The sequence below is a fragment of the Bacteroidota bacterium genome (assembly GCA_017303975.1).
GTDB lineage: Bacteria > Bacteroidota > Bacteroidia > JAFLBG01 > JAFLBG01 > JAFLBG01.
Genome location: JAFLBG010000003.1, coordinates 33,549 through 45,271 on the forward strand (window position 1 = coordinate 33,549; position 11,723 = coordinate 45,271).

Here is an 11,723-nt window from a genome sequence, read left to right on the forward strand (position 1 = left end):
AATAAATAAACAAATTAAAATGAACAAAGCAGAATTAGTTGATTCAATTGCAAAAGATTCAAAACTTACAAAAGCTGATGCTGAAAGAGCATTAAACGCTTTTATTACTTCAACATCTAAAGCGTTAAAAAAAGGCGATAGATTAGCTTTAATCGGATTTGGTTCTTTCTCTGTTGCTAAAAGAGCAGCAAGAATTGGAAGAAATCCTCAAACAGGAAAAGCAATTAAAATTGCAGCTAAAAAAGTTGTAAAATTTAAAGCTGGATCTGATTTAGCTTCTAAAGTAAAATAATAATATTTTATTTTTTATAAAAGGAGCCCAGTGGTTATAACCACTGGGCTCCTTTTTGTTAAATGCTGTTAAAAGCCACACAAACCCAATATTTTTTGGTAAGTTTATTTACTAACTAAAAATAGCACAAGTGAAATCTATATTCAAACCAATTTTCATTTCTCTTTTACTAAGTACAGCTTTTGTCTTTATCTTTTCTTTTAGAGCTCCGACATTCTCTGTCCAAAGAGGTCAATTATCCATGGAACTGATGATGAGCACGCTTGGCGCGTCTCACTACCAACCATTATCGGTGGATGATTCGTTATCTGCAAAGGTGTTTAAAATGTATTTGCCAAAACTAGATTACTCGAAAAAAATATTTACGCAAAAGGATATTAAGGAACTGCGTGAGTTTGAATATAGAATAGATAATGACATTAACGACCACACCCATAATTTTTACAATAAAGCAAATGCTCTTTATGTACAACGAATTAAGCAATGCGAAAATTTCTATAAAGAAATTCTTGCCACACCATTTACTTTTGATGTAGAAGAATCTGTAGTGTTGGATCCGGATAAAATTGATTATCCTGTTGATGAAAATCAATTAAAAGAGGAATGGCGCAAGTCGCTAAAATACCAAGTGCTAGCCAGAATTACCGATATGATTGATGCGCAAGAAAAGGCGAAAGAGAAGAAAGATACCACCTTCAAATCAAAATCTTTTGAAGAAATGGAAAAGGATGCACGGGAGAAAGTACGAAAATCGAACGAAGAGTTTTTTAAAAGAGTAAATCAATTATCATCATTAGATAGATACAATAATTTGCTATACACAATCTCCTCTATTTATGATCCACATACTGAATTTTTTGCCCCCAAAGAAAAAAAGAATTTTGACATTGGAATGACCGGTCAGCTTGAAGGTATTGGTGCACAGCTGCAAGAGAAAGATGGGTATATAAAAGTTTCCAACGTGGTTCCCGGCAGTGCTTCATGGCGCCAAGGAAGCCTAAAGGCCGGAGATTTGATTTTGAAAGTGGCACAAGGTGCCAACGAGCCTGTTGATGTAGTTGGAATGCGTTTGGACGATGCTGTTGAATTAATACGCGGGAAAAAAGGTACTGAGGTTCGTTTAACAGTAAAAAAAGCAGACGAGTCAATTACAACTATTCCAATTGTTAGAGATATTGTGGTGTTAGAGGAAACATATGCGCACTCACTAATTTTAAATAATAACAAATCGAAAATTGGGTATATTAAATTGCCCGGTTTTTATTCAGATTTTGACGGGAAGGGCGGAAGGCGTTGTGCAGTTGATGTGCGTACGGAGTTAAATAAATTAAAAAAGGAAAATGTACAAGGTGTAATTTTAGACTTGCGTGATAACGGTGGAGGATCGCTTCAAGATGCAGTAGAGATGGCAGGGTTATTTATTGCATCCGGTCCAATTGTTCAGGTTAAATCAAGATTGTATCCTGCGCAAGTATTGAAAGATAATGATTCGCAAGTGGTTTATGATGGCCCTTTAGTAGTTATGGTAAACCAAAATAGTGCATCGGCATCTGAAATTTTAGCAGCAGCTATTCAAGATTATAAAAGAGGTATAGTTGTTGGTACTAATAGTACATTTGGTAAAGGAACTGTACAGCGCTTTATAAACTTAGATGATTATTTATTACCGGCATTCGATTCGTTAAAGCCACTTGGTTCGTTAAAGGTAACATTCCAAAAGTTTTATAGAATTAATGGTGGAGCTACTCAGCTCAGAGGAGTAGTGCCGGATGTTATTTTGCCCGATCCATATACGTATATCGAAACAGGTGAAAAGGATTTAGATTATCCAATGCCTTGGGATGAAATAAAACCGGCTGAGTATGAGCTGTGGAATAAAAAAATAGAGTATGAAAAAATAAAAAAGGCAAGTAGTCTTCGTGTAGCAAGTAATTCAAGCTTTACAGCTGTTACAAAAAGAGCCTTGGAGTTAAAGGAAGTAAAAGAGGATTTGAGTTTACCACTTACCCTTTCTAAAGCAATAGCAGAAAAAAAAGAAAGCAAAGAGAAAAGCAAAAAGTTTGAAGATGCTACATCAAAAGAAATATCTGGGTTTGAAATAGTTGCCTTGCAAGTAGAAGATGCCCTACTCAAATCGGATACTTTAAAAGGAGCAAAGCATAAGGATTTAGTTAAGAATCTACGTAAAGATTTTTATCTGCACGAAACAACAAATATTATCAACGATTTAAAGTAATCGAGTTTTACGTTGGGCTTATTATTTGATAATAGATACGTGCCCAATGTAATCTTTTATTTTATTTCCGGGATCTCTCAATTCAAGTGTCCAAACATAAACATCTTGTTGAGCAAGCTTTTCGCCACTATTAGCATGCCCATCCCAATTTATAGTAAATTCTGTGTCTTGAATTGTTAAGTTCTCGTCACGGTAAATCAAATCTCCCCATCTATCAAACACTCTAAATGTATAGGCTTTCGCACCAATTACATATATAGTAAATTTGTCGTTGACAAGATCTCCATTTGGAGTTAGTGCATTAGGAGCATAAACTACAAATGCCGATTTAATATATATACGATCGTAAATAGTATCCCTGCATCCCTTATCGGTAGTGACAATTTGTGTAATATATACACTGTCGGGTTTTGATAAGTCTAGCCAAACTATTGGGTTGGCGTTTGTGTCAACTAGCGCAGTAGATTCGTAGTTAATGGTATATTCCCAATGTGATGAATTTTGAGAATTGTCTTTTATGTGTAGTTGCGATTCCAATAAATTCATTTCATTGGAATTGGTGCTGAATCCTGCCACAGCATCAGGATATACCTCAATATAATTTTCTTTTACAGATGTTGTTGTGCAACCGTTGGTATCTATGTAACTATATTTTACATCAAAAATACCCGATGTAGTGTAGCAGTGATTGCCTTCGCATGTTTGGGTGGAGTCTCCATCTCCAAAATTCCATTTGCACGAAAATGGAAATGTTGTGGCGGTATAACTAAATGAAACGCATAAAGGTCCGCAACCTCTTAAAGTATCTGCACTAATTTGTGCTTCCGGTTTTGGAAATAATGTTACGGTAACAAAATCTGGCTGCATGCAAGTTCCTGCTCCAGGATCTACTTTGTATATGGTAGGGCTGTCTGTTGGAGTTATACTAAATTGTGGGTTGGTTGAAATATAACCCGGAGTTCCAATTTTACTCCAATTGTAAATGTTTTGTGGGTTTCCGGTTGCAGCAAGTAATACACTTTTTCCCGGACAAATGCTCGTATCATTATTTGCTGTAATTACTGGTGGATTGGGGCATGTAAATCCTTGATACTCGAACATCACACCGGAGTCCCAACCACCATCACCGGCATCGCTTATGGTAAGAATCATTTTGTAGGTGCTACAGGGTACTACATTTAGTTTGGCTTCTAAAGGAACAGTAAATCCATCGTACACAATAGAGGATGGGGTTGGTGCAGTATTGTCAACATAAAGGGAGCTGTTGGATCCTCCATTAATTGTATTAATAGTAACAGGACTATTGCTGCCTGGTGTCAACGCAATGTTCTCTTTTACATAATTGCCGCCCGATGGGTTGGCGCCTGAAACAAAAAAAGCGAATGCATCATTGTAGCCCGAGTTTACATATTCCGGGTATTCTTCAGAGCCATAAACATATCTAATTTTTAAACTATCACAGTAAGGTGTTATGTCAAACTCTATTTTACACCCATCAAATACACTATTCCCCGCAATGCCTCCAAGGTCGGGGTCTCCGGCAGATCCGTTTCCTGTACTGGTTTGATAGCTGCTATTTTGGTCTAAATCGGAAATAACTCCTGTAGTGAGTATTAATCCGGAATCAAGCCCCAAATTACTTGTGGTTGCATTGGAAAATAGTCCCATACTACTGCTCGGGCAGTTTACTACAATATTGCTTATTGTAACACCGTTTCCGGCAAGTGCATTTTTAATTTTATTGGTATCTACCGTATTGGTAGTTTGAATGTTGTTTTGTGAGAATAAGAGTAACTGCAAACAACATAAAAAAAGGAGAGCCCAAATTTTTTTGTTGAAGCAACTCATCTCAAAAATTAAATCTAGTATATATTTTAGCAACTAGTTTATAACAAATGCATAAACACTACCCGTAAATACATTGCCTCCACAACCACCATTTCTGTCGTAATGCACCTCATAAATATTGGAACCTAAAGCAGGAGATGCATCTAGCCAGCTAAAGGTATAGTAGCCATCTTCTCTTCGTTCTATAGCCTTTAAATAGGTGCCATTTCTATAAATAGCAAACTCACAACCTCCGTATGTATTTGCCGAATTATTTTCAACGGTAATTAGTAAAAACACTTTTTGAGTCGCTCCAACTGTAGTGCTAACAGATCCCATAAGAGTAGATGCAGTTGGTGTAAATGGGCTTGTTGCATATACATTTACTTGGCTATACCCAGTAAGTGCTAATGAAATTCCCGGAGGGCCTTGAGGACCCGCTGGGCCTGTAGCTCCTGCTGCACCTGCAGGTCCTTGTGGACCAGTTGGACCTTGCGGCCCTGTTGGCCCAGAGCTAGGGCAAAGAGAAATCCAAGAGGTACTGCTAGTTTGGTAATGATAAAAACATCCCACCGTTGTGTCATAAACCAAAAGACCATCTGCAGGGTTGAGTATGGCTACACGTTGAATGGTTGTTAATCTAGGAACTAGCATTCCTTTGTTGGTTGCTACAACATCTAATACCGATGATGCATCTGGAGCGCTTGTCCCGATACCAACATTATTAGTCTGTGAGAATGTATTCGTATTTGCAAAAATGCAAGCTATTGAAAGAACACTAATTAGTTTGCTTAAGTAATTCATAAACGTATTTTATTGTTTAATAATTTTCGTGAATAGGCTGTGTTGTGTTGATTTAATACTTAAAAAATAAATGCCATCTGAAAAATTTGTTAAATCCAGAAGAGTTTTTCTGTCCGTATTAATAAGGGAGATTACTCGTTTTCCTGTTAAATCAAAAAGAGAAATATCTGCATTTTCTCCGAACGGATTATTTATATGCAAGATTCCTGATGTTGGATTAGGGTAGAATGTAAATTGATCTGTGGATAAATTATTGTCGATGCCGGTACAAGGGGATACAAATACGTTTACCGTAGATGTGTTAGTGCATAAATTGGCATCAATTCCTATCACTGTATAAGTAGTCGTAGTCGTAGGGTTTATATTTACAAATTGACCGCTTTGATTGATAGGAAGCCAATTAAAAATACTAGCTCCATTTGCAGACAAAATAACTAAGGCTCCTGAACATGTTGTATAGCTTGATGCTGCGGAAGTTATAGTTGGCAGGGCATTTACAGCTACAGAAATAGCGGTATCTGCAGTACATCCATTTGCATCGGTTCCGGTAACAGTATATGTTTGCGAAGTGCTTGGCTGTATTTGAATACTATTTGTATTTGCTCCAGTACTCCACGAATAGTTGGTTGTTCCACTTGCAGTTGCAGAAAAATTTTTCCCTTGGCATATTGTATTTGCAGAAGCTTGAACAGTTATTGATGGACTTGGGTTTACTGTTAATGAAAAATAAGTTGTATCATTTACACACTGATTATCCGTGGCAACAATATAAATTGTGGATGTTCCATACTGACCAGAATTTGGGGTGATGGAAATGCTTCTATTCGTTGAGCTGCCACCGAAAACAATGCCTGTATCGGGCACTACAGTTGTGTTAGAGGAATACCCTGTAAGTGTTACGGAGTTGGCGTCCTCATCAGTAATTGAAAAAGAAATATTATTTATGGCGCCACTTACACATACAGATTGATTAATTATGGCAGAGGCAATAGGCTTGGTGTTTGACGTAATTAAGTAGATAGCTCCGCTTCCGGATAATGTATTTATTTCTAAAGAGTCTTCATCTTCTAATGGAACACCAATAAAACCATCAAGACTATCTATTGCAACTGCAAAGCCAAAATTGTCGCTCGTGTTTCTGCTACAAGGTGTTAGTTTGTTAAGTTGCTCCCAAACGCCTAGGCTAGAAGTGCTGTAGGTGTATGCAGCCCCGGCATTGGAAAGTGAATTTAGCTCCTTTTTGTCGCTATCATTGTTTAATGCACCTACTAATGCAAGTTTAGAGTTAATTGATACTGAGCTGCCAAAATTATCGTTGGCAGTACGCGCTACTGCTGTTACTTTTTGTAACTGTAACCATGCTCCAGAAATGGTGCTTTTTTTGAAAATATAGGCCGCTCCTGCATTGGTAATTGTATTGGCATCTGTTGCGTCTTCATCCTCGTTTGGCGCTCCAATAATTGCATTTGAATAATGGATGTCAATAGATTTTCCAAAATTATCATTGGCTGCATATTGTGTTGTTCTATAAATTGTTTGAACGAAGTTCCATGTGTTGCTTGAATATTGCCACCCAAACACAGTACCGGCATTACTATAGGTGTTTACTGGAGCTATATCATAATTAGGGGCTCCAATTAAGATGTGATTCCCTTCAATAGCAACCGCTTCTCCATATCGCCCTCCGGCTTGGTATATATTCCAATCCATCCCTAAACGTGCAGTTATAACCCATGTATTAGAAGTGTTTCGGTTATACACAAATGCACTTCCCATGTTTAAGTAATTGCTGCCTTGGTCTGTACCTGTGTAGTAATAGGTAGATGCGGGAGCTCCAACAACAACATTTTTCCCGGAAATAGAAACACTATATCCAAACCCTTCTGATGTTTGTGGGTTGGTACAACCAGACCATCCAAAGCAAGATGTTCCTGTTCTATCAGGAATTAAAGTTGTTTTCTGTGTCCATGTTCCGCTGCCTTGTCTTTCAAAAATCCAAACAGCACCTGCATCAGGAACTGTAAGTGTAGGTCCGGTATAAACAACTTGTGCAAGATGAGAACCAATTACAGCGTAGGTTCCGGAGATATCTACACTCCACCCAAATTGATCTAAAGAATAGCGGGAGGAAGGGACTATTTTTTGTTTTTGAATCCAAATTCCGTTTGAATTTTTTTCAAATATATATGCAGCGCCTGCATCAGTTAATGTGTTTGCTCCGTTTGCATCTGTATCGTCTTGATACGCACCAACAATAGCATAATTTCCATCGATAGCAACCGAATACCCAAAGCCGCTTCCGCTTGTTCTATCCGATGCAACTTTTTTTATCAGTCCATCCCAATTTTGAGAGATTGAAATGTGACTTAGAAGTATATAAACACATAGGGTAATTATTTTCTTCATACAAGGATAGTTGTTAATGCTATTCTAAATTTACAAAACTAGCGGCAATAAAAAAAGTTGTGCGTGTTGGCTTATTTTACAAGCCAAGTGTGTGTTGCGCATTACTAATTATATTGTAATTACGGGAGTGCATTCTCTTTTTTGCTTGAGAGAAATTGTTTTGTTCTGTCGAGTTCTTTTTGGAGAGTAGAGTTTTATTGGAAAATAATTCACGTAACACCAATAATGGATTGCTCCAGTTGTTTTTAATTGCTTTCATAATAAGTTAAGTTAAAAATGGGTTATGTAAATATAATCTAAAATGAGCTACAAGTCAATAGTTTAGAATGGCTTTCTTTAAAAACAATAGTTTTGAGAGTATTTTGTTGAAATTTCTTGTTAACTCTTTCAAATTCTTAACTTTAGCAATTATTACAATCAATACATTATGTTACAAATAAACTACTTGCGAGATAAAAAGGACGAGGTGCTTGCTCGCTTAAAAATTAAAAATTTTAAAGAACTTGATTTAATTGATAAGGCTATTGAGGTAGATTCCGATAGAAGAAAAATTCAGCAGGAGCTAGATGCTATTTTAAATGAATCGAATACAATAGCAAAGCAAGTGGGCGATTTATTTAAAGCAGGTAAAAAAGCGGAGGCAGACGATTTAAAAAATAAAAGTGTTGCTTTAAAGGAAACTGCAAAAACGCTGGAAGAGCAGCAACGAAATGTTGAATTGGAGCTTCAGTCTATTTTAGTTAAAATTCCTAATGTGCCTAGCAGTAAAGTTCCTGCGGGAGTAAAGCCGGAAGACAACGAAAAGGTTGCTGAGCACGGAACAATTCCTGTATTACCCGAAACAGCACAACCTCATTGGGAGTTGGCCGCAAAATATAATATTATTGATTTTGAATTAGGCGTAAAGCTTACCGGTGCGGGGTTTCCTGTGTATAAGGGTAAAGGGGCTCGATTGCAACGCGCGCTAATTAATTACTTTTTAGATAAAGCCACTGCTGCAGGTTATATGGAAATACAGCCTCCGATAATGGTAAATGCCGATTCTGGTTTTGCTACAGGGCAGTTGCCGGATAAAGAAGGGCAAATGTATTTTGCAAGTGAAGATGGTTTATATCTTATTCCTACCGCTGAAGTGCCAATTACTAATATTTATAGAGATGTAATTTTAAAAGCAGAAGATTTGCCTATTAAAAATTGTGGATATACACCTTGTTTTAGACGAGAGGCCGGAAGTTATGGGAAAGACGTGCGTGGGCTAAATCGGTTACATCAATTTGATAAGGTTGAAATAGTTCAAATTGCGCATCCTTCTAAGTCATACGAAACATTGGAAGATATGGTGCAGTTTGTTGCGGGTCTTTTGAAAGAACTCGAATTGCCTTATAGAATAATGAAATTGTGTGGTGGTGATATGAGTTTTAATTCGGCTCTAACATACGATTTTGAGGTGTTTTCTGCAGCTCAAAAAAGATGGTTAGAAGTGAGCTCTGTTTCTAATTTTGAAGCGTTCCAAAGCAATAGATTGAAATTGCGTTTTAGAGAAGGTGCTGAAAAGCCTCAGTTGGCGCATACTTTGAATGGTAGCGCATTGGCATTGCCTAGAATTGTAGCATCGTTATTAGAAAATAACCAATCCGATAGGGGGATTGCTATTCCTAAGGCATTGGCCGCCTACACAGGATTCGATTATATAGTATAGTCTAAGTATATGAGTGCAGGTAGTAATAGTTCTATTCGTTTTATTGCGTTATTTTTTTGTACTCTAGTTGCATTGGTGTCTTGCAAAAGTGGTGAGGAGAAATATAAGTCTCAATTACTTGTTTTAGATAGTTTGTCAAAACAACTAACTAGTGTTTCTGAGAACATGCAGAGGATTGACACTTCTGTGGTGCGTCATAATGCAAAGGATATTAAGGAGGATTTGTTATTTATTCAAACAAATTTTCATGATACGTTAAACGAAACGGCTGCTACTTTAATTTCTACCTATAGTTTGCTAGAATATTCATTTTCTAATTTTTTAACTCAACGAGATTTTTTTACTAAGGAAGTTGATACTACTCAAATTCAAATTTCTAGTTTGACTCACGACATGAAACATGATTTATTAGAGGAATCGAAAGTCACCGCATATTATGAAAAAGAGAAAGCGAATGCCGAACAATTAATACAACTTATTCCAAGAAAAGTAGATGAACTCCAAGCTGCAATGGCAGATTTTGAAAATACGAAACCGCAAATAAACACGTTTATTGAGCAAATGACGGATTTAGAATTAAAAAGGAAGAATGAAAACTAACAAACTATTCTTATTTCTTATTTCTGTTTTTTTATTTCTTGCTTCTTTGTGTCATTCACAGTCAAATGTAGATGAACAATTAGCGCAGCAATATTTTCAGAATAAAGAGTTTGAAAAGGCTTTAGTTTATTTTGAAAAATTGTTTGCTAAAAATCCTATTACGTATTACGAAAACTATTTAAGCTGTTTGGTAGAGCTAAAAGATTTTAAGTCCGCAGAGAAAGTAGTTAAACGTATTGTGAAACAGAATCCATTAACACTCCGCTACAATGTTGATTTAGGTTGGCTTTACAGATTACAAGGCGAGCAAAATAAAATGAAAGAGGAGTTCGAAAAAGCAATTAAGCAATTGCAGCCAAGTCAAGAGCAGGCAGAAGATCTAGCACAAGCATTTATGAAAATTAAGGAGTGGGATTATGCAATTGCAACATATAAAAAAGCGCAGCGAATGATGAAGGATATGTATCCTTATAATTTCGAATTAGCTGAAGTACATGCGGCTAAAGCCGATTGGGCAAGTATGATAAATGAATATTTAGATTTGTTGGAGTTGAATGAAGGATATTTACAAAGTGTGCAGAGTGCTGCAATTACATTTTTAGGCAAAGAGAATGACGACAAGAAAATAGAAATAGTTAAAACCGAACTGCTAAAAAGAATTCAAAAATCATCGGACAATGTTGTTTTTTCTGAATTGCTAATTTGGTTACAAATGCAACAGAAGGATTTTGAAGGAGCTTTATTGCAGGCAAAAGCATTGGATAAAAGAAAAAAAGAAGAGGGGAGAAGGATAATGAGTTTAGCAGATATATTTACCTCGAATGGTGCTTATGATTTGGCAATAAAGGCATATGAATTTGTTATTGCCAAAGGGAATCAGAATGAAAACTATATAAATGCACGCATGCAATTATTGGATGTGTTGTATAAAAAAGTTGTGGAAAAGGGAATATACACAACGCAAGATATTGTAAGCTTAGAAGCCAATTATATTCAAACACTTACAGATATTGGCAAATCGGCTTCTTCCGTTAATTTGCTAAAGTCATTAGCACACATACAAGCGTTTTATTTGAATAAGAATCAAGACGCTATCGGGCTTTTGCAGGAGGCAATTGCTTTGCCGGGCGTAAATAGTGTTACACAAGCAGAATGCAAGCTAGCGTTAGGTGATGTGCATTTGTTTAAAGGAGATGTTTGGGAAGCATCGTTAACGTATTCACAAGTAGAAAAGGCTTATAAGTACGATGCAATAGGACAGGAGGCTAAATTGAAAAATGCAAAAATTTCATACTACACCGGAGATTTTAAATGGGCGCAAGCTCAGTTGGATGTGTTGAAAGGCGCTACTTCAAAATTGATTGCTAATGATGCTATGGATTTATCCTTGTTAATTGCAGATAATTTAGGATTAGATACTAATACGGCTCCGCTGTTGTTATTTGCGCAGGCTGACTTGTATTTTTTTCAGACAAACTACTCCAGTGCACTTGCAAAATTAGATTCTATTAATTTGTTATTCCCTAATCATACATTGGATGATAATGTACTTTTTAGAAAGTATCAAATTGCTTATAAGCAAAGTAAATACGATAGTTGCGCTATGTATTTAGAAAAAATAATTGCGAATTATAGTTACGATATTTTGGCTGATGATGCCACATTTTTGTTGGCAGAATTGTACCAACAAAAATTAAATAATAAAGAAAAGGCAATGGCAATGTATCAAGATGTGTTAACAAAGTTTCCGGCCAGTTTATTTGTGGTAGAGGCTCGTAAGCGTTTTAGATTGCTTAGAGGCGATGGGATTTGAAGGAATTTTGAGTGGTGAAGGAAATGCTGGTTAAGAGAGAGTCAAG

Annotated in this window: 9 protein-coding genes; 5 read left to right on the top strand and 4 right to left on the bottom strand. The window is 36.5% G+C overall.

Annotated features, from left to right (window positions below):
- Positions 1–19: 19 nt before the first annotated feature.
- Positions 20–292 carry an HU family DNA-binding protein gene (locus tag J0M08_01890; GenBank protein ID MBN8701786.1) on the top strand — a complete coding sequence of 91 codons (273 nt, stop codon included), beginning with the start codon at positions 20–22 and terminating at the stop codon, positions 290–292.
- Positions 293–533: 241 nt separating this feature from the next.
- Complete coding sequence (locus J0M08_01895; protein ID MBN8701787.1) at positions 534–2,528, top strand: carboxy terminal-processing peptidase; 1,995 nt, start codon at positions 534–536, stop codon at positions 2,526–2,528.
- 21 nt (positions 2,529–2,549) lie between these two features.
- On the opposite strand, the gene J0M08_01900 is transcribed toward J0M08_01895, so the two are convergent.
- The 4 genes from J0M08_01900 to J0M08_01915 form a co-directional block, all read right to left on the bottom strand.
- Positions 2,550–4,328 carry a choice-of-anchor L domain-containing protein gene (locus J0M08_01900; GenBank protein MBN8701788.1) on the bottom strand — a complete coding sequence of 593 codons (1,779 nt, stop codon included), beginning with the start codon at positions 4,326–4,328 and terminating at the stop codon, positions 2,550–2,552.
- An 81-nt stretch (positions 4,329–4,409) separates the two neighbouring features.
- Complete coding sequence (locus J0M08_01905; protein MBN8701789.1) at positions 4,410–5,159, bottom strand: hypothetical protein; 750 nt, start codon at positions 5,157–5,159, stop codon at positions 4,410–4,412.
- A gap of 9 nt (positions 5,160–5,168) precedes the next feature.
- Positions 5,169–7,565, bottom strand: coding sequence for a T9SS type A sorting domain-containing protein (locus J0M08_01910; GenBank protein ID MBN8701790.1), 2,397 nt, complete (start codon positions 7,563–7,565; stop codon positions 5,169–5,171).
- A 76-nt stretch (positions 7,566–7,641) separates the two neighbouring features.
- Positions 7,642–7,824 carry a hypothetical protein gene (locus tag J0M08_01915; protein ID MBN8701791.1) on the bottom strand — a complete coding sequence of 61 codons (183 nt, stop codon included), beginning with the start codon at positions 7,822–7,824 and terminating at the stop codon, positions 7,642–7,644.
- Between the two features lie 168 nt (positions 7,825–7,992).
- Between J0M08_01915 and serS the strand changes: the two genes are divergently transcribed.
- The 3 genes from serS to J0M08_01930 are packed head-to-tail and all read left to right on the top strand — an operon-like array spanning position 7,993 to position 11,677.
- Positions 7,993–9,264 (top strand): serine--tRNA ligase, encoded by a 1,272-nt coding sequence (gene serS / locus J0M08_01920; protein ID MBN8701792.1) that lies wholly within the window; start codon positions 7,993–7,995, stop codon positions 9,262–9,264.
- 9 nt (positions 9,265–9,273) lie between these two features.
- Positions 9,274–9,864, top strand: coding sequence for a hypothetical protein (locus J0M08_01925; protein MBN8701793.1), 591 nt, complete (start codon positions 9,274–9,276; stop codon positions 9,862–9,864).
- On the top strand, positions 9,854–11,677 hold the full coding sequence (locus J0M08_01930) for a tetratricopeptide repeat protein (GenBank protein MBN8701794.1): 1,824 nt from the start codon (positions 9,854–9,856) through the stop codon (positions 11,675–11,677). The genes J0M08_01925 and J0M08_01930 overlap by 11 nt, the downstream gene beginning before the upstream one ends.
- Positions 11,678–11,723 lie beyond the last annotated feature (46 nt).